General features: G+C 71.8%; 22 protein-coding genes. 15 read left to right on the top strand and 7 right to left on the bottom strand.

The window, feature by feature from the left end:
• Positions 1-61: 61 nt before the first annotated feature.
• The gene (locus ACFYX0_RS03405; RefSeq protein ID WP_388965800.1) at positions 62-1,375 is read left to right on the top strand and encodes an MATE family efflux transporter; all 1,314 of its coding nucleotides are present in this window, start codon (positions 62-64) and stop codon (positions 1,373-1,375) included.
• On the opposite strand, the gene ACFYX0_RS03400 is transcribed toward ACFYX0_RS03405, so the two are convergent.
• Positions 1,336-2,568: a glycosyltransferase 87 family protein gene (locus tag ACFYX0_RS03400; protein ID WP_388965797.1), complete on the bottom strand. Its 1,233-nt coding sequence runs from the start codon at positions 2,566-2,568 to the stop codon at positions 1,336-1,338. The genes ACFYX0_RS03405 and ACFYX0_RS03400 overlap by 40 nt on opposite strands.
• 141 nt (positions 2,569-2,709) lie before the next feature.
• Here ACFYX0_RS03400 and ACFYX0_RS03395 point away from each other — a divergent pair, with 141 nt between their 5' ends.
• Complete coding sequence (locus ACFYX0_RS03395; RefSeq protein ID WP_388965794.1) at positions 2,710-3,852, top strand: glycosyltransferase family 4 protein; 1,143 nt, start codon at positions 2,710-2,712, stop codon at positions 3,850-3,852.
• A gap of 163 nt (positions 3,853-4,015) precedes the next feature.
• Positions 4,016-5,602, top strand: coding sequence for a GMC oxidoreductase (locus ACFYX0_RS03390; RefSeq protein ID WP_388965792.1), 1,587 nt, complete (start codon positions 4,016-4,018; stop codon positions 5,600-5,602).
• Between the two features lie 18 nt (positions 5,603-5,620).
• On the opposite strand, the gene ACFYX0_RS03385 is transcribed toward ACFYX0_RS03390, so the two are convergent.
• Positions 5,621-7,417: an AMP-dependent synthetase/ligase gene (locus ACFYX0_RS03385; RefSeq protein WP_355918593.1), complete on the bottom strand. Its 1,797-nt coding sequence runs from the start codon at positions 7,415-7,417 to the stop codon at positions 5,621-5,623.
• Between the two features lie 306 nt (positions 7,418-7,723).
• Here ACFYX0_RS03385 and ACFYX0_RS03380 point away from each other — a divergent pair, with 306 nt between their 5' ends.
• The 6 genes from ACFYX0_RS03380 to ACFYX0_RS03355 all read left to right on the top strand — a co-directional run bounded on the left by ACFYX0_RS03380 (position 7,724) and on the right by ACFYX0_RS03355 (position 13,095).
• Positions 7,724-8,521 carry a metallophosphoesterase gene (locus ACFYX0_RS03380; RefSeq protein ID WP_388965789.1) on the top strand — a complete coding sequence of 266 codons (798 nt, stop codon included), beginning with the start codon at positions 7,724-7,726 and terminating at the stop codon, positions 8,519-8,521.
• Positions 8,522-8,682: 161 nt separating this feature from the next.
• Positions 8,683-9,132: an SRPBCC family protein gene (locus ACFYX0_RS03375; RefSeq protein WP_311690782.1), complete on the top strand. Its 450-nt coding sequence runs from the start codon at positions 8,683-8,685 to the stop codon at positions 9,130-9,132.
• Positions 9,133-9,290: 158 nt separating this feature from the next.
• Complete coding sequence (locus tag ACFYX0_RS03370; protein ID WP_388965787.1) at positions 9,291-10,460, top strand: ArsA family ATPase; 1,170 nt, start codon at positions 9,291-9,293, stop codon at positions 10,458-10,460.
• A gap of 101 nt (positions 10,461-10,561) precedes the next feature.
• Positions 10,562-11,062, top strand: a complete 501-nt coding sequence (locus ACFYX0_RS03365) for a DUF5304 family protein (RefSeq protein WP_388965784.1) — start codon at positions 10,562-10,564, stop codon at positions 11,060-11,062.
• 148 nt (positions 11,063-11,210) lie between these two features.
• On the top strand, positions 11,211-12,164 hold the full coding sequence (locus ACFYX0_RS03360) for an ROK family glucokinase (RefSeq protein WP_311690788.1): 954 nt from the start codon (positions 11,211-11,213) through the stop codon (positions 12,162-12,164).
• Positions 12,165-12,336: 172 nt separating this feature from the next.
• Positions 12,337-13,095, top strand: a complete 759-nt coding sequence (locus ACFYX0_RS03355; RefSeq protein ID WP_388965782.1) for an endonuclease/exonuclease/phosphatase family protein — start codon at positions 12,337-12,339, stop codon at positions 13,093-13,095.
• A 40-nt stretch (positions 13,096-13,135) separates the two neighbouring features.
• Here the strand turns inward: ACFYX0_RS03355 and ACFYX0_RS03350 are convergent, their stop codons facing one another.
• Together ACFYX0_RS03350 and ACFYX0_RS03345 are read right to left on the bottom strand one after the other, a co-directional pair.
• Positions 13,136-13,702, bottom strand: a complete 567-nt coding sequence (locus tag ACFYX0_RS03350) for a hypothetical protein (protein WP_388965779.1) — start codon at positions 13,700-13,702, stop codon at positions 13,136-13,138.
• Positions 13,695-14,474, bottom strand: a complete 780-nt coding sequence (locus ACFYX0_RS03345; protein WP_355918576.1) for an alpha/beta fold hydrolase — start codon at positions 14,472-14,474, stop codon at positions 13,695-13,697. Before ACFYX0_RS03345 ends, ACFYX0_RS03350 begins: the two co-directional genes overlap by 8 nt.
• Before the next feature lie 150 nt (positions 14,475-14,624).
• Between ACFYX0_RS03345 and ACFYX0_RS03340 the strand changes: the two genes are divergently transcribed.
• From ACFYX0_RS03340 to ACFYX0_RS03325, 4 genes are all read left to right on the top strand, one after another.
• On the top strand, positions 14,625-15,404 hold the full coding sequence (locus ACFYX0_RS03340) for a lysophospholipid acyltransferase family protein (protein WP_388965932.1): 780 nt from the start codon (positions 14,625-14,627) through the stop codon (positions 15,402-15,404).
• A 77-nt stretch (positions 15,405-15,481) separates the two neighbouring features.
• The gene (gene macS, locus ACFYX0_RS03335) at positions 15,482-16,717 is read left to right on the top strand and encodes a MacS family sensor histidine kinase (RefSeq protein ID WP_388965776.1); all 1,236 of its coding nucleotides are present in this window, start codon (positions 15,482-15,484) and stop codon (positions 16,715-16,717) included.
• The gene (locus tag ACFYX0_RS03330; protein ID WP_388965774.1) at positions 16,714-17,415 is read left to right on the top strand and encodes a response regulator; all 702 of its coding nucleotides are present in this window, start codon (positions 16,714-16,716) and stop codon (positions 17,413-17,415) included. Before macS ends, ACFYX0_RS03330 begins: the two co-directional genes overlap by 4 nt.
• A gap of 246 nt (positions 17,416-17,661) precedes the next feature.
• Positions 17,662-18,690: a 6-phosphofructokinase gene (locus tag ACFYX0_RS03325; protein WP_388965771.1), complete on the top strand. Its 1,029-nt coding sequence runs from the start codon at positions 17,662-17,664 to the stop codon at positions 18,688-18,690.
• Positions 18,691-18,776: 86 nt separating this feature from the next.
• Here the strand turns inward: ACFYX0_RS03325 and ACFYX0_RS03320 are convergent, their stop codons facing one another.
• Entirely contained in the window at positions 18,777-20,708 is a 1,932-nt protein-coding gene (locus tag ACFYX0_RS03320; RefSeq protein ID WP_388965769.1) for a chorismate-binding protein, read from the bottom strand.
• A 113-nt stretch (positions 20,709-20,821) separates the two neighbouring features.
• Positions 20,822-20,878, bottom strand: coding sequence for a trp operon leader peptide (locus ACFYX0_RS03315; RefSeq protein WP_071659820.1), 57 nt, complete (start codon positions 20,876-20,878; stop codon positions 20,822-20,824).
• A 96-nt stretch (positions 20,879-20,974) separates the two neighbouring features.
• Between ACFYX0_RS03315 and ACFYX0_RS03310 the strand changes: the two genes are divergently transcribed.
• A complete protein-coding gene (locus ACFYX0_RS03310) occupies positions 20,975-22,327 on the top strand; it encodes a class II 3-deoxy-7-phosphoheptulonate synthase (RefSeq protein WP_388965766.1) in 1,353 nt (450 codons plus the stop codon).
• A gap of 149 nt (positions 22,328-22,476) precedes the next feature.
• Positions 22,477-22,728, top strand: a complete 252-nt coding sequence (locus tag ACFYX0_RS03305; RefSeq protein WP_355918557.1) for a (2Fe-2S)-binding protein — start codon at positions 22,477-22,479, stop codon at positions 22,726-22,728.
• On the opposite strand, the gene bfr is transcribed toward ACFYX0_RS03305, so the two are convergent.
• Complete coding sequence (bfr, locus tag ACFYX0_RS03300) at positions 22,725-23,204, bottom strand: bacterioferritin (protein WP_311690810.1); 480 nt, start codon at positions 23,202-23,204, stop codon at positions 22,725-22,727. The genes ACFYX0_RS03305 and bfr overlap by 4 nt on opposite strands.
• Between the last annotated feature and the right edge of the window lie 110 nt (positions 23,205-23,314).

Below are 23,314 nucleotides of genomic sequence, written 5' to 3'. Positions count from 1 at the left end.
CATGGTACCTCTTTTCGAGCTACCTCGAAACGAGGTAGCTCGAAAAGAGGGGGCTTTCGCTGTGAACGCGCATCGCAGGCGACTCATCGCGCTCGCCCACCCCGTCTACCTCTCCCTGCTCGCCTCCGTGGCCGCCGGAATCATCAACACCGTCTGGGTCTCCCGGCTCGGGGGCCCGGCCGTGGCGGCGGTCGCCGTGGCGACCAACACCGAGAACGTGCTGCTCGGCATCGCCCTGGTGTTCGCCTCCGGGACGACCGTGCTGGTCGCCCACGCCCGGGGCGCCGAGGACCCCGGGGACGTCCGGGCCGCCGTGCGCGGCGGCTGGGCGCTGTGCGCGGTGACCACCCCGGCCGTCGTGGCGGTCGGCCTCCTGCTGCGGGAGCCCCTGGCCCGGCTGGTCCTGGGCGGCGGGGGACCCGCGCTGCCCCTGGCCACCGCCTACTTCGCGATCTCGCTGCCAGGCATCGCCGTCTTCTTCGTCCAGCAGCTCGTCGACGGCATCCTCAAGGGCGCCGGAGACACCCGCACCCCGATGCGCCTCGCCCTCCTGGCCAACGGGCTGATCCTCGTCTGCGACCCTCTGCTGATCCACGTCTACGGCGTCCGGGGCGCCGCCGCCTCCACCGTGCTGTGCCGCTGCGCCGCCCTCGCCGTGGGGCTGCGCGTCCTACGGCGCATCCCGCTGCCGGGCGCGGCGGAGGACCCTGGACCGGTGCGGCCGGTCGGAACCGCACTGCGCCGCACGTTCACCACCGGCCTGCCGATGTCGGCCGACTTCACCGTGCGACAGACCGGAGCCCTGGTCCTGGTGGCGCTGGTGGCCCGGCTCGGGGTGACGGCGGTGGCCGCCTATGCGATCGCCTACAAGGTCATGTACCTCGCCACCATGGCCTTCTACGCGGTCCGCCAGGCCGCTTCCATCCACACCGCGCAGACCCGGGGAGCCGGCCGGGAGCAGGGGCGGGAGATAGGACGGCAGGCCGTGCTCGTGTCGGGGACGGTGGGGCTGGCCGCCGCGGTGCTGCTGGGCACCCTCGCGCCATGGATCATGCGCGCCTTCGGTGCCGGGCCCGCGGTCGCGCACGACGGTGTGGTCTTCCTCCGCTGCATCGGCCCCTATCTGCTGCTGATGGCGTGCTGCATCGCCCTCGGCGGGGTCTTCGAGGGCGGCGGGGGCGCACCCCGGCTGCTGCGGGTGACGGTGCTCGGCACGGCGGTGCAACTGCCGCTCTCCTACGCCCTGTCGGAACGCGCCGGGCTGCCCGGGATCGCCATGGCGTTCGCGCTCTCCATGGCGTTGCAGTACGGCGCGCTGGCCCTGCTGGTGCCCCGTCAGGAAGGCGCCAGAGTCTCCTGGGTGCGGGGGGTCTGAGGGGGGACGGCCGGCGGGGGGACGGAGACGGTGGTGCGCCACAGGGTCCGGGCCGCCGTCAGCGCGGCGAGGAGCAGCAGGCCGTTGCGGGCGAGGAGGAGGGTGACGCCCAGTCGGTCGCTGGCTACGACGTCCCCGAAGTAGACCGGGAACTCCAGGACGGTGGCCAGGCAGGCGCCGAGGACCAGTACGGCGGGAAGGGTCATCCGGCTGCCGCGCCGGGACAGGCACACCGCCGCCAGACCCACCAGCCACACCAGGTACTGGGGGCTGATCACCCGGCTGGTGACCGTGAACAGCAGGACGGCGACGAAGGCCGCGTCCGCGAGCGCGCGCGGCGGCAGTCGGCGCACGCGCAGCCGCCACAGCAGCAGCCAGCCGAAGGCGATCACGGACAGGGCCAGGGCCGCCGCGCTCACCCAGTCCACGTACGGGCCGAGGAACTCCACCGAGCCGTAGTTCAGCAGCACCTGCCCCTGCCAGCCGAAGTGCCGGGCGATGTGGAAGACCAGCGAGCCCATCGACTCCACCTCGGTGCCGCGGTCGCGCTGGGCGGTCAGGAAGGAGAAGGCGCCGGGCGCCGTCAGACCGAACAGCAGCGCCAGTGCCCCGGCCGTCGCCGCGGCCGAGACCCAGGCCCGGCGGCTCGCGGCCCCCACCAGCAGCAGCGCCGGCCACACCTTCAGCAGGGCGCCGACGGCCGTGAGCGCGCCCATCGCACGCGGCCGGCCCGCTCCCGCGAGCAGCGCCGCGACCGCCACCGCGGTCACCATCACGTCGTAGCGGGCGTAGACGGTCGGGCCGAGCAGGGCGACGCCGGCCGTCCACAGCCAGGCGCCGCGCGGCGTCCGGCCGGGGCGTGTGCCCGCGTACCAGAGCAGGCAGACGACGACCAGGTCGGCGAGGAGGGCGAGGACGAAGAAGGCCCGCGTGTAGTCCAGGAAGGGCAGCAGCGCGGGGGAGAGGATCGCGAGCGCGGCGGCGGGCGGGTACTGCCAGGTGACGTCGTGACGGGGGAACGTCCCGGTGCGCAGGGTGTCGTACCACCCGTGGTAGATGACCGAGACGTCGGTGGTGACGTCCGGGCCGGGGAAGACGAGCACCCTGAGGACGTACAGCAGCAGGGCCACTCTGGTCAGGCTCCAGACGGCGACCAGCCAGACCGGGAACCTCCGTGTGCCCGCCATCTCCACCCGACCCCTGTTCCGGCGCGTCCCGCGTCGTCCTCGCCCTGCGGGGCCATGATTCCGTGCGGGACTGTGCGAGGGCCATGAAGCGCGGCCGTGCGGAGGTGTGAGGACGGTCGCACAGCGGATTCGGTACTGTCGACGGCGATGCACAAGACCCTGATCGTGACCAACGACTTCCCGCCCCGTCCGGGTGGCATCCAGGCGTTCCTGCACAACATGGCGCTGCGTCTGGACCCGGAGCGCCTGGTCGTCTACGCCTCCACCTGGAAGCGCGGCCGCGAGGGCGCGGAGGCGACGGCCGCCTTCGACGCCGCGCAGCCCTTCACCGTCGTACGGGACCGCACGACGATGCTGCTGCCGACTCCGGGCGCGACCCGGCGGGCCGTGGGGCTGCTGCGGGAGCACGGTTGTACGTCGGTGTGGTTCGGCGCGGCGGCCCCGCTCGGCCTGATGGCGCCTGCGCTGCGCCGGGCCGGGGCGCGGCGGCTGGTGGCCACCACCCACGGTCATGAGGCGGGCTGGGCCCAGCTCCCCGCGGCGCGCGACCTGTTGCGCCGGATCGGGGAGTCGACGGACACGATCACCTACCTCGGCGAGTACACCCGCTCGCGGATCGCCTCCGTGCTGACCCCGCAGGCGGCGGGGCGCATGGTGCAACTGCCCCCGGGGGTCGACGAGAAGACGTTCCACCCGGGCTCGGGCGGCGACGAGGTCCGCGAGCGCCTCGGGTTCACGGACCGCCCGGTGGTGGTCTGTGTGTCCCGGCTGGTCCGGCGCAAGGGCCAGGACACGCTGATCCAGGCGATGCCGCGGATCCTGGCCAAGGAGCCGGAGGCGGTCCTGCTGATCGTCGGGGGCGGGCCCTACGAGGGGGACCTGCGCAGACTCGCGCACGAGACCGGGGTCGCCGACGCCGTCCACTTCACCGGCACCGTCCCCTGGTCCGAGCTGCCCGCGTACTACGGCGCGGGCGACGTCTTCGCGATGCCGTGCCGCACCCGCCGCGGCGGCCTGGACGTCGAGGGCCTCGGCATCGTGTACCTGGAGGCGTCCGCCACGGGCCTCCCGGTGGTCGCGGGCGACTCGGGCGGCGCCCCGGACGCGGTGCTCGACGGCGAGACCGGCTGGGTGATCCGGGGCGGCTCCGCAGAGGACGCCGCGGACCGGATCATCACCCTCCTGGGCGACCCGGAGCTGCGCCGCCGCATGGGGGAGCGGGGACGGCAGTGGGTGGAGGAGAAGTGGCGCTGGGACCTCTTGGCGGAGCGGCTCGAAGCGTTGCTGTGAAGGGCTCCGCAGCAGGCCCTGTCGTCACACTCCCGCCTGCCCCGCCGGGCGGACGACGGGAGTTTGACGACAGGGCCTAGCCGGAACCAAATAGTCCGCGGATGCTGCGCTCATGACAGAAAAGCTGACACATCGTCACCCGACCAGACGTCACATACTGGGCATGATCGCCCTCCAGACGGCCGCCACCGCCGGCCTCGCCCGTGTCGGCCTCCAGTCCGCACACGCGGCGGAGCCCGACGCCGTCGACAACGCCCCCGCGATCGTCATCGGCTCCGGCTACGGCGGCGCCGTAGCCGCCCTGCGCCTCGGCCAGGCGGGCATCCGCACCCTCGTCCTGGAGATGGGCCGGCTGTGGAACACCACCGGCTCCGACGGCAAGGTGTTCTGCTCCACCAGCGCCCCCGACCAGCGGGCCATGTGGTTCCGCACCCGCACCGAGGCGCCGCTCGCCACCTTCCTGTGGCTGGACGTCGTCAACCGAAACATCAACAGCTACCCCGGCGTCCTCGACCGCGTGCACTTCGACAACATGTCCGTCTACGTGGGCCGGGGCGTCGGCGGCGGCTCCCTGGTCAACGGCGGCATGGCCCCGACCCCCCAGCCGTCCTACTTCAGCGAGCAGTTCCCCACCGTCGACGCCGGCGAGATGTACGCCACGTACTTCCCGCGCGCCCGCTCCATGCTCGGCGTCAACACCGTCGACCCGGGCTGGTTCGAGTCCACGGAGTGGTACCGGTTCGCCCGCACCTCACGGAAGGCCGCCGCCAACGCCGGCCTGAAGACCACCTTCGTGCCCAACGTCTACGACTTCGACCACATGCAGCGCGAGGCGGCCGGCACGGCGACCAGATCCGCGTTGGCCGGCGAGGTCATCTACGGCAACAACTACGGCAAGCGCAGCCTCGACAAGACCTATCTGGCCGCCGCGCTCGGCACCGGCAACGTCACCATCAACACCCTGGAGCGGGTCAGGGAGATCCGCCGGGCCGCCGACGGCACGTATCTGCTGACCGCCGACCGGATCGACCTCACCGGCGCGGTCGTCGAGACCAGGCAGTACGCGTGCACGTACCTCATCCTCGGCGCCGGCAGCCTCGGCACCACCGAACTGCTGGTGCGCGCCCGCGAGACGGGCACCCTGCCCGCGCTGGACGCGAGCGTCGGCACTGGCTGGGGCACCAACGGCAATGTGATGCTCGGCCGCGCCAACCACATCTGGGACACGGTCGGCGCCAACGAGTCGACCATCCCCGTGATGGGCATCGACGACTGGGCCAACACCGACAACCCCGTCTTCGCCGAGATCGCCCCCCTGCCCATGGGACTGGAGCACTGGGTCAGCCTGTATCTGGCGATCACCAAGAACCCGGAGCGCGCCTCGTTCTCCTACGACGCGGCGACGGACTCGGCACGGCTCGGCTGGACCGCCGCCCAGAGCGCCGTCTCCGTGAGCATGGCGAAGAAACTGTTCGACCGGATCAACGCCGCCAACGTGACCATCTACCGGTACGACCTCTTCGGCACCCCCAGCAAGGCCTTCGCCGACGACTTCACGTACCACCCGCTCGGCGGCTGCGTCCTGGGCCGGGCCACCGACGACTACGGCCGGGTCAAGGGCTATTCGAAGCTCTACGTCACCGACGGCTCCCTGGTGCCGGGCTCCCTCGGCGTCAACCCGTTCCTCACCATCACCGCGCTCGCCGAACGCACCATGACGCGGGTCCTCGCCGAGGACACCGCGCCATGACCTGACAGCCGGGGCCGGCTACTTGCGGTAGATGGCCTCGATCTCCTCCGCGAAGTCCTTGGCCACCACGGAGCGCCGGAGCTTCAGGGACGGCGTCAGGTGGCCCGAGTCCTCGTCGAACTGGGAGGGGAGAATGCGGAACTTCCGCACCGATTCCGCCTTCGACACCGCGGCGTTGCCGTCGTCGACCGCGTCCTGGATCGCCGCGATCAGATCCGGGTCGTCGCGCAGCGACGCCGCAGTGGAACCCGCCGGCTTGCCGTGCTCGGAGGCCCAGCGCGCCAGGAACTCCTCGTCGAGGGTGACCAGCGCGCCCACGAACGGCCGCCCGTCACCCACCACCATGCACTCCGCGACCAGCGCGTGCGCCCGGATGCGGTCCTCGATCACGGCCGGGGCGACGTTCTTCCCGCCCGCGGTGACGATGATCTCCTTCTTGCGGCCGGTGATCATCAGATAGCCGTCCTCGTCGAGGGTGCCGATGTCACCGGTGTGGAACCAGCCGTCGGCCAGCGCCTCCGCGGTCGCGGCCTCGTTGTTCCAGTACTCGTGGAACACGTGCTCGCCGTGCAGCAGCACCTCGCCGTCGTCCGCGATACGGATCACCGAACCCGGCAGCGGCTGGCCGACCGTGCCGATCTTCTGCCGGTCCCAGGGGTTGAAGGCGGTGGCCGCGGTGGTCTCGGTCAGACCGTAGCCCTCCAGGACCGTGAAGCCGATGCCGCGGAAGAAATGGCCGAGGCGCTCGCCGAGCGGGGCGCCGCCGGAGATGGCGTACTCGCCACGACCGCCCAGGACCGCGCGCAGCTTGCTGTAGACGAGCTTGTCGAACGCCTTGTGCTTGATCTTCGGACCGAGCGACGGGCCGGAGGGGGTGTCCAGCGCGCGGCTGTACGCGATCGCCTCGTCCACCGCCTTGTCGAAGATCTTGCCCTTGCCCTCGGCCCGCGCCTTGGCCCGCGCCGAGTTGTAGACCTTCTCGAAGACGCGCGGCACACCGAGGATCAACGTCGGCCGGAACGCCGCGAGTTCGTCGGTGAGGTTCTTGATGTCCGGGACACAGCCGAGCTTGATGGGCGCCATCATGGGCGCGATCTGCACCAGACGCCCGAAGACGTGCGCGAGCGGCAGGAAGAGGAGGACGGAGCACTCGCCCGTGCGGAAGAGCGGGCGCAGCCGCTCGACGATGTTGCCGCACTCGGCGAAGAAGTTGCGGTGCGTGAGCACACAGCCCTTCGGGCGACCGGTGGTCCCGCTGGTGTAGACGATGGTCGCCGTGTCGTCGGCCTTGGCGAGCGAGCTGCGCTCCTCGACCGTCGCGTCGCTGACGTCCTGGCCGGCCCGGCCCAGTTCCTCGACGCCCCCGGCCTCGATCTGCCAGACGTGCTTGAGCGCGGGCAGCCGGTCGCGGACCGACTCGACGGCCGCGGCGTGCGCGTCCAGCTCCACGAGACAGGCGGTCGCGCCCGAGTCGCCGAGGATCCACTCCACCTGCTCCGGCGAGCTGGTCTCGTACACCGGGACGGTGACCGCCCCGGCGCTCCAGATCGCGAAGTCCAGCAGGGTCCACTCGTAGCGGGTGCGGGACATGAGACCCACCCGGTCGCCCGGCTGCACACCGGAGGCGATGAGTCCCTTCGCCGCGCTGCGCACCTCGGTGAGGAAGGTGGCGGCGGTGACGTCCTGCCAGACACCGGCCACCTTGCGGCCCATGACGGCGACGTCCGGATGCTGCGCGGCGTTTCTGCGGACGATGTCGGTCAGATTGCCGTCCGCAGGGACCTCGTACAAAGCCGGAAGGCTGAACTCGCGCAAGACTGCTGCTCCTCATAGGGCGCCGACGCCACGACTCTGTGTGCTGCGACGGTGCGGTCCAAGGCTCGGTCAGGTGCGCAGGGTCTCTGGGACAGTCGTTGGTTGAAACCCTGAGCACGACTGGACTGCCCGGACGTTACCCGCCGGTATGGCCTCCGGGACAGGGGGTCCCGGCGAGATGTTCCGTGCGTCACACGTCTTGGCGTTCCTTGACGCACAGTAGTCCACCGCTTTCCTGACTGGCCAGTAATCGCCGGTCCGGCCGCCACTGTTCACGTATGTCCCACACCCCTACGCTTGATCGTCATGACACCCACACCGACGGGGAAGCCGAGGACGCGCGTCCATGTGGTCAGCGACGTGCACGGCAACGCGCGTGACCTGGCCAGGGCCGGCGACGGGGCCGACGCCCTCGTCTGCCTGGGGGATCTGGTCCTCTTCCTGGACTACGCCGACCACTCGCGCGGCATCTTCCCGGACCTCTTCGGCAAGGAGAACGCCGACCGGATCGTCGAGCTGCGCACCGCCCGCCGCTTCGAGGAGGCGCGCGCCTTCGGCGCCCGGCTGTGGACCGGCGTGGGCCAGGACCGCGCCGCGCTGATCGAGAAGGCGGTGCGCAGACAGTACGCCGAGCTGTTCGCCGCGTTCCCGTCCCCGACCTACGCCACCTACGGCAATGTCGATATACCGACTCTGTGGTCCGAGTACGCCGGCCCGGGCACCACCGTGCTCGACGGCCAGCGGGTGGAGATCGGCGGATGGACCTTCGGCTTCGTCGGCGGGGGCCTGCGCACCCCCATGCGGACGCCCTACGAGCTCAGCGACGAGGAGTACGCGGCGAAGATCGAGGCGGTGGGGGAGGTGGACGTGCTGTGCACCCACATCCCGCCGGAGGTGCCCGAGCTGGTCTACGACACGGTGGCGCGCCGCTTCGAGCGCGGCAGCCGGGCCCTGCTGGAGGCGATCCGCCGCACCCGCCCGCGGTACTCCCTCTTCGGTCATGTCCATCAGCCGCTGGTGAGCCGGATGCGGATCGGCGCGACCGAGTGCGTGAACGTGGGGCATTTCGCGGGGCGCGGGAGGCCCTGGGTGCTGGAGTGGTGACCCGCGGGACCCTTTGCGCCGCCCGGTGCGCGCGGCCGATGGCCGAACCGCAGGTGGGGTGGTAGCGGCCCGGCGCGTGCGCGGTAGCCTTCACGCTGCACACACGTGCGCGCGGGCGCACCACCCTCCCTCACCGGACCGCATCTGGAGGAGCCACGGCGATGGCGGAACACACCAGCTCGAGCATCACGATCGAGGCGGCTCCGGCCGACGTCATGCGGGTGATCGCCGACTTCGCGCGCTATCCGGACTGGACGGGCGAGGTGAAGGAGGCGGAGGTGCTCGCGACGGACGCGCAGGGCCGCGCCGAACAGGTGCACCTCGTCATGGACGCGGGCGCGATCAAGGACGACCAGACGCTGGCGTACACCTGGACCGGCGGCTACGAGGTCTCCTGGACCCTGGTCAAGTCACAGATGCTGCGCTCCCTCGACGGTTCGTACCTGCTCAAGCCGGCGGCCTCGGGCGGTACGGAGGTCACGTACCAGCTGACGGTCGACGTCAAGATCCCGATGCTCGGCATGATCAAGCGCAAGGCGGAGAAGGTCATCATCGACCGCGCCCTGGCGGGGCTGAAGAAGCGGGTGGAGTCGGGCGAGGGCGAGCAGTAGCGGAGCCCGTCAAGGGGGAGCGGGACGGCCCGGTCCGGGGACGCGCGGAACAGGCCGGCCCGCAGGTCCGGGGCGGCGGCCGCCGGACGGTGCCCGCCGTCCGGGCTCGCCGAGGACCTGCTCAGCATGGGGGCCGGGCACCGGTAGCGTTCACCCCCATGCGCACCATCCTGATCACCGGCCCCGGCGGCTCCGGCCGCACCACCGTCGCCGCGGCCACCGCGCTGGAAGCAGCCCGCCGGGGCACCCGCACCCTCGTCCTCAGCGCCGACCGCACCGACACCCTCGGTGCCGTCCTCGGGGTCCCCACCGGCAGCACCCCCGCCGAGGCCGCGCCCGGTCTCACGGCCTGGCGCCCGGACGCCGACGCCCGCTTCCGGGAGGACCTCGTCGCCTTCCAGGACCGTGCGGCCGGGGCCCTCGATCTGCTGGGCGCCGCCCGGCTGGACCCCGAGGAGGTCACCCCCCTCCCCGGCGCCGCGGAACTCGCCCTTCTGCGCGCCCTGCGCGACGCCGCCCTCTCTGACGCCTACGACCTTCTCGTCGTCGATCTGCCCCCCGCCCCGCAGGCGCTCGCCCTGCTCGCCCTGCCCGGGGAGCTCCGCCGCTATCTGCGCCGGCTGCTGCCGCCCGAGCGGCAGGCCGCCCGCGCCCTGCGCCCCGTCCTCGGCCGCCTCGCGGGCGTGCCGATGCCCGCCGAGTGGCTGTACGAGACCGCCGCCCGCTGGGACGTCGAACTGGCCGCCGTCGAGGCCGTCGTCGCCGACCGGGCCACGAGCGCCTGGCTGGTCGCCGAGCCGGGCCCGGCCGGTGCCGACGCCGTCCGGACCGCCGCCACCGGCCTCGCCCTGCACACCCTGCGCCCCGAGGCACTGGTCGCGAACCGGGCCCTGCCCGACGACGCCCCCGACGCGTGGCCGGCCGGCCTCGTGGCCCAGCAGCGCAAGGCCGTGGAGGAGTGGCGGGACGCCTACGACGTCCACGTCGTCCCGCACCTCGGCCGGGACCCGCGCGGCGCCGACGATCTCATCGCGCTCGACGTCCCCGCCGTCAATCCGGCGCCCGCCCCCGTGGAGTGGCCCGTGACGGACCGGCGCGCCGAGGACGGCGTACTGGTGTGGCACATCCCGCTGCCCGGTGCCATACGCGACGAACTGGACCTCGTCAGGCGCGGGGACGAACTCGTCGTGACCGCGGGATCGTTCCGCCGGATCGTCCCGCTGCCGTCGGCCCTGCGCCGCTGCACCGTCGCCGGGGCCGCGCTGCGGGAGGGCGAGCTGCGCATCCGTTTCGCACCCGACCCGGAGCTGTGGCCACGGAGGGTCTGACCGGGACCGTGCTGCCCCCGGAATCGGCCCCCGTACACAGTGAACCGCGTACCCCCGTTCGGGTACCGTCGGAGGTACGAACCGCCAGTCAGGAGTCCGCCATGAGCGAAGAGCGCCCCCCGTCCGACGCCGCTCAGGAGAAGGCAGCCGACGGCTGGGGCACCTCCTCTTCGGGCGCAGCCGACGCCGACGCCTGGGCCGAGGCGTGCGCCGAGGACCTCGCCGCGGAGAGGTCCCGCCGCCGTGCCCGGTACGGACCGCCGCCCGGCTCGGCCGCCGAGGAGCTGCGCCGCCTCGTCGACGCCGTCGCGGACAAGCTGTCCGAGCTGCCGACGCCCCTGTTCGGCGCCGCGGCCTCGGGCGCGGCCCAGCAGATGGTCCAGCAGGTGGTGCAACAGGCCAAGGCCGCCGTGGAACCGGTGATAGAGCGCAACCCGGACATCTTCGACCATCTCGCCGCGGCCGGTTCGGAACTGCTCGCGGCCTACCGCTCCGCAGTCGAGTCACAGGAGCGGCGCTGGACGACCCGAACCTCCGACGACGCAGACACCCGCCGAAGGGGCGGGGAGCAGGGGCCCGGAGAGCGCATCGACCTCGACTAGCGCTGTGGCCGGGAAGGTTTGCCGGGCGTCGCGAGCCGGTGAACCTTGCCGGTCGCAGCACTAGGGCGGCGGGGGCTGCCGTCCGACGGCCCTCAGCCCCCTCGGGTACGGTTGGCCGTAGCGGGGCTCGACCGAAACTGAGGGATTCATGGGACTCACCATCGGCGTCGACATCGGCGGCACGAAGATCGCGGCCGGTGTGGTCGACGAGGAAGGCAACATCCTCTCGACCCACAAGGTGCCGACTCCGGGCACGCCCGAAGCGATCGTGGACGCCATTGCCGCTGCCGTCGAGGGCGCCCGTGCCGGGCACGAGATCGTCGGCGTGGGGATCGGAGCCGCGGGCTACGTCAACCGTCAGCGGTCCACGGTCTACTTCGCGCCGAACATCGACTGGCGCCAGGAGCCGCTGAAGGAGAAGGTCGAGGCCCGCGTGGGCCTCCCGGTGGTCGTCGAGAACGACGCGAACGCGGCCGCGTGGGGCGAGTACAAGTTCGGCGCGGGCAAGGGCCACCGCAACGTCATCTGCATCACACTCGGCACCGGCCTCGGCGGCGGCATCATCATCGGCAACAAGCTCCGCCGCGGCCACTTCGGCGTGGCCGCCGAGTTCGGCCACATCCGGATGGTCCCGGACGGCCTGCTGTGCGGCTGCGGCTCGCAGGGCTGCTGGGAGCAGTACGCCTCCGGCCGCGCCCTGGTGCGCTACGCCAAGCAGCGCGCCAACGCCACCCCCGAGCACGCCGAGGTGCTGCTCTCGCTCGGTGACGGCACCCCCGAGGGCATCGAGGGCAAGCACATCTCCATGGCCGCCCGTCAGGGCGACCCGGTGGCCGTCGACTCCTACCGCGAGCTGGCCCGCTGGGCCGGTGCCGGTCTCGCCGACCTGGCCTCGCTGTTCGACCCCTCCGCGTTCATCGTCGGCGGCGGCCTCTCGGACGAGGGCGAGCTGGTCCTCGACCCGATCCGCAAGTCGTACAAGCGCTGGCTGGTCGGCGGCAACTGGCGCCCGGTCGCCGATGTGATCGCCGCGCAGCTCGGCAACAAGGCGGGCCTGGTCGGCGCCGCGGACCTGGCCCGGGAGCCCGACCCGATCATGTGAGACGAGCAGGGGCGGAAGCGGACCGCACGCGGGAGCTTCCCCGCGGCGGCCCACCTCCGCCCCTCACGCGCCGCCCTCGTGCGACGCCTCTCACCAGCCTGACCGCACCCGCCGCCGTCCCGCACGCGACGTCCCCCACCGCCGACCCCCGCCCCGGCGTATCTTGATCGGCATGGCGACGACCCTCACGCTGCCCAACTCCCGCACCGAGCCCGACGGTTCGGCCGTCATCCGCGTCCTCAGCTACAACATCCGCTCGATGCGCGACGACACCGACGCGCTCGCCCGGGTGATCAGCGCCTGCGCGCCCGATCTGGTGCTCGTCCAGGAGGCGCCGCGTTTCTTCCGCTGGCGCAAGAAGCTCGCCCGGCTGGCGTCGGCCTCGAACCTCGTGATCCTCTCGGGCGGCGCGACCGCCGCCGGACCGGCCCTGCTGTGCTCGCTGCGCGCCACGGTCGAGCGCACCGAGGACGTGCTGCTGCCGCTCACCCCGGGACTGCACCGGCGGGGCCTCGCGACGGCGGTCGTACGGTTCGGCGGCGCCCGGCTCGGCGTCATCAGCTGCCATCTGAGCCTGCAGAAGGACGAGCGGTACGCGCAGGGCGGCATGCTGCTCGACCGGCTCGCCCGCCTCGGCACCCCGCACGCGATCGTCGGCGGTGACCTCAACGAACGGCCGGGCGGTCCCACCTTCGCGCGCCTGGCCGGCGAACTCCAGGACGGCTGGGCCACCGCCCCCTGGGGCGCCGAGCACACCTGGACGCCGTCCGATCCCTATCAGCGCATCGACGCGATCTTCGCCATGGGCGGCGTCGAGATCCTCGGCTGCGGCGTCCCGCTCGGCCATCCGGGAGTGACGGAGAACGACCTGAGGGCGGCCACGGACCACCTTCCGGTCCTGGCCGCCCTCAGAGTGCCCGCGTCGTCGTAGACACATCACCGCCCGGGCGGGGCGCCTCGCCGGGGGCCGGTCAGACCACCGCGCCCCGGCCCGGGTCGTCGCCGTCGTCGTCCGTCTTCATCCGCACCACGAGCGTCGCGCAGCCGCCCAGGAAACCGCCGACGCCGAGCGTGGTGAGCCACCACGTCATGTCCCAGCCGAACACCACCGCGAGCAGCAGCAGGAGCGGGCCACCGATCATGCCGAGCCAGGCGAACCTCGCCGTGGTGTCGGCCGTCGGCAGCGGCGGCGGCTCCGGGGGCACGAAATGCCCCTCGTCGCCCTCGTCGAAGTCCTCCTCCGAGGGCTCCGGCGCCGTGTAGTCGCGCGGGCCGACACCGGGCGCGAAGGAGATCGAGCTGCCCAGCGGCTTCGGCGGCTTCGCCGGCTCGATCTTCGTCTCGTCGCCCTTGCCGCCGGCCGGCTCCGGATCGGGCAGTGCAAGGTCCTCGATCGACCGGAACGGTCTGGCGCCCGGCGGGTCCGCCGGCTCCTCGCCGTACCCCGCGACGATCGCCGCCCAGGCGGCCTCCTCGTCGATGGGCACACCCTTCTCTTCCGGCTCGCGGTCCTCGCGGTCGGAGTCGTGCTCAGCCACCTGCGGCCGTCCCTTCCTTGCCGAGACTGGGCGCGAGCCGGCCGATGAACGCGAGGCTCTCCTCGAAGATCCGGTCCGCATCGTGGTCCAACGTCGCCACGTGGTAGCTCTGTTCCAGCAAGATCTCCCGTACGTCCGTGGAGGAGACCCGGCTGAGGATCCGCGCCGAGTCGGCGGGTGGAACCACATGGTCCTGAGGGCTGTGCAGAAGCAGCAGCGGCTGGGTGACCTGCGGCAGCTCGCCGTCGACCACCCGGAAGAAGTTCCGCACGGAGTGCGCGGCGTGCAGCGGCACCCGGTCGTACCCCAGCTCGGTGCTGCCCTCCTTGGCGATGTCGCTGGCGATGCCCTTCGTCGACCGGACGAGGTGGCGGGCCACCGGCAGGGCGTACCCGGTCAGGCCGTGCACCTTGTTCGCCGGATTGACGACCACGATGCCGCTGACCGTCGACCCGTGCCGGGCGGCGAGCCGCAGGGCCAGGGCGCCGCCCATGGAGAGCCCGGCCACGAACACCTGGGTGCAGCGGTCGCTCAGGGCGCGCAGGGCACGGTCCACCTCCGCGTACCAGTCGTGCCAGCCGGTGAGCTGCATGTCCTCCCAGCGCGTGCCGTGCCCGGGCAGCAGCGGCAGCGACACGGTGAGGCCACGCTCGGCGAGATACTCCGCCCAGGGGCGCAGCGACTGCGGGGAACCGGTGAAGCCGTGGCAGAGAAGGACGCCGATCTCCCCGCCCTCGTGGCGGTACGGCTCGGCTCCGGGGAGGACCGGCACGTCGGTCTCCTGTTCATGAAAAGAGGCGGGGCACGTCGAGTGCAGGTACTTCACCGTACGCGACCGCACTGACACCGACCAGGGTCGTCGGGCTCATTGACGGCGGACCGGGTTAAGGTCTGTTCGACAGACACAGGAGGCACTCGGTTGTTGTACGGCGCGATGAAGGTATCCATCGGAGGGCCGCTGAAGCTTGCCTTCAGGCCCTGGGTGGAAGGCCTCGAGAATGTCCCCGCCGAGGGCCCCGCCATACTGGCGAGCAACCATCTGTCCTTCTCGGACTCGTTCTTCCTGCCCGCGGTCCTGGACCGCAAGGTCACGTTCATCGCGAAGGCCGAGTACTTCACCACGCCCGGCGTGAAGGGACGACTGACCGCCGCCTTCTTCAAGGGCGTGGGCCAGCTCCCCGTCGACCGCTCCGGAGCCCGCGGGGCGGGTGAGGCGGCCATCAGGAGCGGCATCGAGGTGCTGGAGCGCGGCGAGTTGTTCGGCATCTATCCGGAGGGCACCCGTTCGCCCGACGGCCGGCTCTACCGGGGCAAGCCCGGCGGCCTGGCCCGGGTGGCGCTCGCCACCGGGGCGCCCGTCATCCCCGTCGCCATGATCGACACCGAGAAGATCCAGCCTCCGGGGAAGGTCATGCCCAAGCTGATGCGTCCGGGCATCCGCATCGGCAAGCCGCTCGACTTCAGCCGCTACCAGGGCATGGAACAGGACCGTTTCGTGCTGCGCGCGGTGACCGACGAGGTCATGTACGAGATCATGAAGCTCTCCGGCCAGGAGTACGTCGACATCTACGCGACCGCCGCCAAGCGGCAGATCGCGGAGGCGGCGAAGGCGGAGAAGCAGGCCCAGAAGGACGCCGTCCAGGCGCAGAAGGACGCCGCGCAGGCGGAGAAGGTGCCCGGGAAGGAACAGGCGGGCGCGTAGGAGCCGGTCCGCCCGGCTCGGAGGGGGCGGGGGCACGACGTCTCCCGCGGGGCGAACGGCCCACAAGGGGGAGGGGCATGGCCAAGCGCGAGCGGGTCGTCAGGATGTCGGTCGAGCAGCCGCTGTGGCGTGCGCTCACGGCGTACCGGGTGCTCACGATGCTGTACGCGATCGGGCTGTTCGCCACGGCCTACGGCAGGTTCGCGCGCCCCTGGCTGGCGATCGCGTACTACGTCGTCCTCGTCGTCTGGACGCTGGCCACGCTGCCCCGGGTGGCGAACGCGGCGAGCTGCACCAAGCGGTTCCTCGCCGTCGACCTCGCCGCCGCGCTCACCGGCATCCTCCTCACGCCCCTGGCCGACACCCATGCGCGGGTCGTCGCGGGCGGCCCGACCCTGCCGTCGATATGGACCGCCGGATCCGTGCTCGCGTACGCCGTCAAGGGCGGCTGGCGCTGGGCGGCCCTCGCCTCCACCCTGGTCGCGGCGGCCAATCTGGTCGAACGCGGCGCCCCCGCCCGTGACACTGTCCACAACGTGGTGCTCGTGTGCATCGCCTCCATCGCGATCGGCTACGTCGTCGAGGTCGCCCGTGCCTCCGAGCGCACCCTCGCCCGCGCCCTGGAGATCGAGGCGGCGACCCGTGAGCGGGAGCGGCTTGCCCGCGACATCCACGACGGCGTGCTCCAGGTGCTCGCCATGGTGCAGCGGCGCGGCACCGCCCTCGGTGGCGAGGCCGCGGAGCTGGGCCGGCTCGCCGGTGAGCAGGAGGTCGCGCTGCGCACCCTCGTCACCGGCGGCCTGGTGCCCCTCTCGCGGGTGTCGGAGGACGCGGCGCTCGGCGCGGTCGTCCGCGTGGTCGACGAGCCGGACGCCGAGGACGGCCCGGTGGATCTGCGCCTGCTGCTCGCCCCGTACGCCTGCGCCCGGGTGACGCTCTCCGAGCCGGGCGCCCCGGTGCCGCTCGCCCCGGCCGCCGCGCGCGAGATCGCCGCCGCTGTCGGTGCCGCCCTGGACAATGTCCGCCGGCACGCGGGGCCGGAGGCGCGCGCCTGGATCCTGGTCGAGGACGAGCCGGACGGCATCGTGGTGACCGTGCGCGACGACGGGCCCGGCATCCCGGAGGGACGGCTCGTCCAGGCCGAGGGGGAGGGGCGGCTCGGGGTGGCCCAGTCGATCCGCGGCCGGCTGCGCGACCTCGGCGGCACGGCCGAGCTGATCTCGGTCCCGGGCCAGGGCACGGAAGTGGAATTGAAGATACCGAAGGACGCGGGGACCCGGGGGGCCTCACGAGGGAGGGCTGAGACGCGATGACCGCCGACACCGCCGGCACCGGGGAGACGCGGCAGGAACCGATCAGGGTGATGGTGGTGGACGACCACCCCATGTGGCGGGACGCCGTCGCCCGGGACCTGACCGAGTCGGGCTTCGACGTGGTCGCCACCGCGGGCGACGGCGAGCAGGCGGTGCGCCGCGCCCTGGCCGCCGCGCCCGACGTCCTCGTCCTGGACCTGAACCTGCCCGCGAAGCCGGGCGTCCAGGTGTGCAAGGAACTCGTGGGCGCCGACCCGGCGTTGCGGGTCCTGGTGCTGTCGGCGAGCGGGGAGCACGCGGATGTGCTGGAGGCGGTGAAGTCGGGCGCGACGGGCTATCTGCTGAAGTCCGCGTCCACCCAGGAACTGCTCGACGCGGTGCGCCGTACGGCGGCCGGGGACCCGGTGTTCACCCCGGGCCTCGCGGGCCTGGTCCTCGGCGAGTACCGCCGTCTCGCCGCCGAACCGGCCCTCGCCGCGGGTGCCGGCGAGCCCGAGGCGCCGCGGCTGACCGACCGTGAGACGGAGGTGCTGCGGCTGGTGGCCAAGGGCCTGAGCTACAAGCAGATCGCCGAACGCCTGGTCATCTCGCACCGCACCGTGCAGAACCATGTGCAGAACACCCTCGGCAAGCTCCAGCTGCACAACAGGGTGGAGCTGGTGCGGTACGCCATTGAGCGAGGACTCGACGAGGACTGACGAGGATTGACCGGAGCTGACGGGGACTGACGGGAGCGGTCGGGGCTGACGGGAGCGGTCGGGCGCGCGAGGGGAGTGAATCGCTCACACGCGCCTCCAGTCCCCACCTTCGAGTGAAGTCCGAATGATCCAGAGTGATCAACTTCCCGTCCATTCACCGGAATTGACCTTTCGGAGCATGCCGGAGTGACGTGGGTCACCATTAGCGTGACCCGCATCAGGCAACCGCGGCGAAGGGACATTTCCATGCGGGTCGGAGTACTGACCGGAGGCGGCGACTGCCCCGGGCTCAACGCCGTCATCCGGGGCATCGTGCGCAAGGGCGTCCAGGAGTACGGCTACGACTTCGTCGGCTACCGGGACGGCTGGCGCGGTCCCCTCGAAGGCGACACCGTGCGGCTCGACATCCCCGCCGTGCGCGGCATCCTGCCTCGCGGCGGCACGATCCTCGGCTCCTCGCGCACCAATCCGCTCAAGCAGGAGAACGGCATCCGCCGGATCAAGGACAACCTCACCAAGGACGAGGTCGACGCGCTCATCGCGATCGGCGGCGAGGACACCCTCGGCGTCGCGGCACGCCTGTCCGACGAGTTCGGCGTCCAGGTCGTCGGCGTCCCCAAGACCATCGACAACGACCTGTCCGCCACGGACTACACCTTCGGCTTCGACACCGCCGTCAACATCGCGACCGAGGCGATCGACCGTCTGCACACGACGGCGGAGTCGCACATGAGGGTTCTGGTGGTTGAGGTGATGGGCCGCCACGCCGGTTGGATCGCGATCCACTCGGGGCTGGCGGGCGGCGCGAACGCGATCCTCATCCCCGAGCAGCGCTTCGACGTCGAGCAGGTGTGCGCCTGGGTGACGTCGCGGTTCAAGGCCTCGTACGCCCCGATCGTGGTGGTGGCCGAGGGCGCGATGCCCAAGGACGGCGACATGGTGCTGAAGGACCAGTCGCTGGACTCGTTCGGGCATGTGCGGCTGTCGGGCGTGGGCGAGTGGCTCGCGAAGGAGATCGAGAAGCGCACGGGCAAGGAGGCCCGTACGACCGTCCTCGGCCATGTCCAGCGCGGCGGCACGCCCAGCGCCTTCGACCGCTGGCTCGCCACCCGCTTCGGCCTGCACGCCATCGAGGCCGTCCGCGACGGCGACTTCGGCAAGATGGTCGCCCTGCGCTCCACCGACATCGTGCGCGTCCCGCTGTCCGAGGCCACGGCCAAGCTGAAGACGGTCGACCCGAAGCTGTACGAAGAGGTCGGCGTGTTCTTCGGCTGACGGGTCCGCGCCGGCCCCCAACCTCACCTCATGGGGGTGCCGTCCGCACGGGCACCCCCAGCCCCCATTCCCTACCTCGCCAGGCCCTACCGGACCGGTCGCCGCTCGGACAGCGTGCCCGCGCCGGACAGCCGGCCGGCCAGCTCCCGGACGATGCCGATGCCGTTCAGCGTCAGCACCGACTCCGGATGGAACTGCACCCCGGCGAAACCCGGCCCGCGCAGCGCGTGCACCTCCCCGTTCTCCCCGCGGCTGACCTCGATCCCGTGCGCCGCCAGCTCCGTGGCCGCCTCGTCGTCGCAGCGCGCCACGAAGCTGTTGTAGAAGCCGACGGTCTCCCGCCGCCCGAACAGGTCGATCTCCGTCTGCGCGCCTTGGTACGGCACCTCCTTGCGGACGGTCTCCAGCCCCAGTTCGGCCGCGAGCAGCTCATGGCCCAGGCAGACACCCAGCACCCCGTGCCCGTGCGTGCGGACGACCTCCGCCGTGAGGTGCCGCAGGAACCGCATCTTGGGGTCGGTCAGGTCCGACGGGTCGCCCGGGCCCGGCCCGAGCACCAGCGGGCCCTCGTGCGCGAGCACCGCCTCCCGCAGCCCCGGCTCGTCGTAGCGCCGTACCGTCACCTCCAGGCCCGACGACCGCAGAAGATGCGTGAGCATCGCCGTGAAGGTGTCCTCGCCGTCGACGACCAGGGCGTGCCCGCTCAGTTCGGCGGACGGCGTCTGCATCCGCAGCCAGAACGGCGAGAGCTGGGCCCGCCGTCCGTCCAGCGCCGCGCGCACCCGGGGGTCGTCGGCCAGCCGGGGCCGCGCCCGCTCCTCGGCCGGCCGGGACGGCCCCACCCCCAGCGCCGCCAGCACTCCGGCCGCCTTGGCGTGCGTCTCCGCGACCTCGCTCGCGGGGTCCGAGCCGCGCACCAGGGTGGCGCCGACCGGCACCCGCAGCCGTCCGTCCGCGTCGATGTCGGCGGTGCGGATGAGGATGGGGGAGTCCAGGGTCTGCGCGCCGCCCGCGTCCCGGCCGATGAGCGCCAGAGCCCCCGAGTAGTAGCCGCGCCCGCCGGCCTCGTGCCGTTCGATGACCCGGCAGGCGTTCTGCACGGGGGAGCCGGTGACGGTGGCCGCGAACATGGTCTCGCGCAGCACCTCCCGCACGTCCAGGGACGTCCGCCCGCGCAGCTCGTACTCGGTGTGCGCGAGGTGCGCCATCTCCTTCAGCCGCGGCCCGACGACCATCCCGCCCCGGTCGCCGACCGTGCACATCATCTTCAGTTCCTCGTCGACCACCATCGACAGCTCCTCGATCTCCTTGCCGTCGGCGAGGAAGCCGAGCAGGTCCTCGGGGGTCGGTCCGCCGGCCGGATAGCGGTAGGTTCCGCTGATGGGGTTCATCACGACGGTCCCTCCCGTCCGTGCCCCGCCGTCGCCCGGGAGCGAGTCGCCCTCGGTCCTTCCGCCGGACATCCGCACATGCACCTCGGGGCTGGCGCCGACCAGGGTGCGCTCGCCGGTGTGCACCACGAAGGTCCAGTACGCGCCGCGCTCGCCGACCAGCAGCCGCCGGAACAGCGCGAGCGCGTCGGCCCGGCCGAACCCCGGGACGCGGCCCTCGTACGTCCGGCGGATCACGAAGTTCGCGCCCTCGCCCCGTCCGATCTCCTCACGCAGCACCCGCCCGACGATCTCGGCGTACTCCTCGTCGGGAACGTCGAAACCGCCGTCCTCGACCCGGACCTCGTGCCGCGGCAGCTGCTCCAGGGCCCGCTCCAGTGGGAGGGTGCTGGACTCCTCGGGCGTCAGGGCCAGCAGCGGGGTGCCGTCGTCGCGGACGTCGAAGCCGCGCTCACGGATCTGCCGGTACGGGATCAGGGCCAGTGCCTCGCCGGGGAGGTCGGCGAGGCGCGCGTACTCCCGGACCGGGCCGGTCAGCACCTCCACGGTGTTGTGATCGTGCCCCGGGGTGCGGCGGCGGAGCAGGGCGAACGGGCGGGGATCGGTCAGCAGATCGGTCAGCTGCATGGTCCGGTTCCTTCTCGGTGATCGTTGATCGGTGCGGTGAGAGGAACGGCCCGGTGCCGGAAACACGGAAGGCCGCCCCTCGGGCGGCCTTCGCGAAGTCGTGGGTACGCGCGTCAGTGGGCCGCCGGAGAAGCGGTCCACCACCAGTTCTGGGTCGAATGCGCGAACATGCGGAGCACTGTACCCCATGTCCACAGGGTGTAGCGGGTGTCTCACTTTCTGGGCATGCGGCAGGAGGCACCATGGGACCCCGTAATGTTGAGGGCGTGACCGTGAACGCTAAGACCAGCACCAGTGCTGGCAACACCTGGCGAGACCTGCCCGCGGCGCAGCAGCCCGAGTACCCCGACCCCGAGGCTCTGCGCAAGGTGATCGCGGACCTCGAGTCGTATCCGCCACTCGTCTTCGCGGGCGAGTGCGACCAGCTGCGCGCCCGGATGGGAGCCGTCGCCAGGGGCGAGGCGTTCCTCTTGCAGGGCGGCGACTGCGCGGAGGCCTTCGACGCGGTGTCCGCCGATCACATCCGCAACAAGCTCAAGACGCTGCTCCAGATGGGCGCCGTACTCACGTACGCCGCTTCGGTCCCGGTCGTGAAGGTCGGCCGGATCGCCGGCCAGTACTCCAAGCCGCGCTCCAAGCCGACCGAGACTCGCGACGGGGTGACCCTGCCGGTCTACCGCGGCGACTCCGTCAACGGGTTCGAGTTCACCGAGGAGTCCCGGATCCCCGACCCGGAGCGCCTGAAGCGGATGTACCACGCGTCCGCCTCGACGCTGAACCTCGTGCGCGCCTTCACCACGGGCGGCTACGCCGACCTGCGCCAGGTGCACGCCTGGAACCAGGACTTCGTGCGGTCGTCGCCGTCCGGGCAGCGCTACGAGCAGCTCGCGCGCGAGATCGACAACGCGCTGAACTTCATGCGCGCCTGCGGGACCGACCCGGAGGAGTTCAAGACCGTCGAGTTCTACTCCTCGCACGAGGCGCTGCTGCTCGACTACGAGTCGGCGCTGACCCGCACCGACTCGCGCACCGGGCACCTGTACGACGTCTCCGGGCACATGGTGTGGATCGGTGAGCGCACTCGTCAGCTGGACGGCGCGCACATCGAGTTCGCCTCCCGGATCCGCAACCCGATCGGCATCAAGCTGGGTCCGACGACCACGGCCGAGGAGGCGCTGCAGTACATCGAGCGCCTCGACCCCGACCGTGAGCCGGGCCGGCTGACCTTCGTCGTGCGCATGGGCGCGGACAAGGTCCGCGACCGGCTGCCCGAGCTGGTGGAGAAGGTCACGGCGTCCGGCGCGGTGGTGGCCTGGGTGACCGACCCGATGCACGGCAACACCTTCGAGGCGGCCTCCGGCCACAAGACCCGCCGCTTCGACGACGTGCTCGACGAGGTCAAGGGCTTCTTCGAGGTCCACAAGGAGCTGGGCACGCACCCGGGCGGCATCCATGTCGAGCTGACCGGTGACGACGTCACCGAGTGCGTGGGCGGCGGCGACGAGATCTTCGTCGACGATCTGCACCAGCGCTACGAGACGGCGTGCGACCCGCGGCTGAACCGCAGCCAGTCCCTGGACCTGGCGTTCCTCGTCGCCGAGATGTACCGGGACCAGTAGTCCGCGGACTGCTGCCGGCGTGGTGAGTGGGGCGCGGATCACATGCGATCCGCGCCCCGACCCGCTTTTACGGGCCCGGGGCGACAGGTAAGGTTAGGTTTGCCTCACCGAGCGATCGGGGTGGCACGGCCCAGCGACCCACTCGGGAGGTGAACCGCGTGTACGTCTGCAGTTGCTTCGGCGTCACCGAGCAGCAGGTCAAGGACCACGCGGCGAACGGTGCCTGCACTCCCCGGCAGATCGCGTCGGCCTGCAAGGCGGGCACGGACTGCGGATCGTGCGTACGGCGGATCCAGGCGCTGCTGGGCCGCGGCGCGTGTCCCCGCCGTGAACTCGCCGACCAGGGCCGGCCGGTCCTCACCGCTCTGGACGGTGCGGGGAGCCTGCGGGACGCCGCCTAGCTGTCCGGCTGCTCGATGAGCTGCGCGATGTACAGCGCCTCCCCGAGCTTCTCCACCAGCTCCAGCTGGGTGTCCAGATAGTCGATGTGGTGCTCCTCGTCCGCCAGGATCGACTCGAAGATGTTCGCGGACGTGATGTCGCCCTTCTCCCGCATGATCTTGATCCCGCGCCTGAGCCGGTCGATCGCCTCCACCTCGATCTGCCGGTCCGCCTCGAACATCTCCCGTACGGTCTGCCCGACCCGCACATGGAACAGCCGCTGGTAGTTCGGCAGCCCCTCCAGGAAGAGGATGCGGTCGGTGAGCACCTCCGCGTGCTTCATCTCGTCGAACGACTCGTGCCGCGTGTACTTGGCGAGCTTGTACCAGCCGAAGTTCTCCTGCATCTTCGCGTGCAGGAAGTACTGGTTGATCGCGGTCAGCTCGGCGGTGAGCTGTTCGTTGAGGAACTCGATGACCTCGGGGTCGCCCTGCATCGCCCGGGCTCCTTCCAAGCGGGGGACTGGCGGGTTGCGCCGCATGATTGCATCGGCACAAGGGGGCGTCCAGTAAGTTCACGCTTAGTGTGAGTTGTCCGGGTTGCCGG

Source organism: Streptomyces sp. NPDC002573, assembly GCF_042889625.1.
Classification (GTDB): domain Bacteria; phylum Actinomycetota; class Actinomycetes; order Streptomycetales; family Streptomycetaceae; genus Streptomyces; species Streptomyces gibsoniae.
The sequence above is the reverse complement of the archived record's forward strand: the minus strand, read 5'-3'. Positions and strand labels throughout refer to the sequence as shown.

Bases quoted from the DNA above. Each gene is read 5' to 3' on its own strand.
- bfr (WP_311690810.1), bottom strand. From the start codon at position 23,204: ATGCAGGGCGACCCCGAGGTCATCGAGTTCCTCAACGAACAGCTCACC.
- ACFYX0_RS03390 (WP_388965792.1), top strand. From the start codon at position 4,016: ATGATCGCCCTCCAGACGGCCGCCACCGCCGGCCTCGCCCGTGTCGGC.
- ACFYX0_RS03365 (WP_388965784.1), top strand. From the start codon at position 10,562: ATGAGCGAAGAGCGCCCCCCGTCCGACGCCGCTCAGGAGAAGGCAGCC.
- ACFYX0_RS03375 (WP_311690782.1), top strand. From the start codon at position 8,683: ATGGCGGAACACACCAGCTCGAGCATCACGATCGAGGCGGCTCCGGCC.
- ACFYX0_RS03355 (WP_388965782.1), top strand. From the start codon at position 12,337: ATGGCGACGACCCTCACGCTGCCCAACTCCCGCACCGAGCCCGACGGT.
- ACFYX0_RS03380 (WP_388965789.1), top strand. From the start codon at position 7,724: ATGACACCCACACCGACGGGGAAGCCGAGGACGCGCGTCCATGTGGTC.
- macS (WP_388965776.1), top strand. From the start codon at position 15,482: ATGGCCAAGCGCGAGCGGGTCGTCAGGATGTCGGTCGAGCAGCCGCTG.
- ACFYX0_RS03325 (WP_388965771.1), top strand. From the start codon at position 17,662: ATGCGGGTCGGAGTACTGACCGGAGGCGGCGACTGCCCCGGGCTCAAC.
- ACFYX0_RS03330 (WP_388965774.1), top strand. From the start codon at position 16,714: ATGACCGCCGACACCGCCGGCACCGGGGAGACGCGGCAGGAACCGATC.
- ACFYX0_RS03395 (WP_388965794.1), top strand. From the start codon at position 2,710: ATGCACAAGACCCTGATCGTGACCAACGACTTCCCGCCCCGTCCGGGT.
- ACFYX0_RS03370 (WP_388965787.1), top strand. From the start codon at position 9,291: ATGCGCACCATCCTGATCACCGGCCCCGGCGGCTCCGGCCGCACCACC.
- ACFYX0_RS03360 (WP_311690788.1), top strand. From the start codon at position 11,211: ATGGGACTCACCATCGGCGTCGACATCGGCGGCACGAAGATCGCGGCC.
- ACFYX0_RS03320 (WP_388965769.1), bottom strand. From the start codon at position 20,708: ATGCAGCTGACCGATCTGCTGACCGATCCCCGCCCGTTCGCCCTGCTC.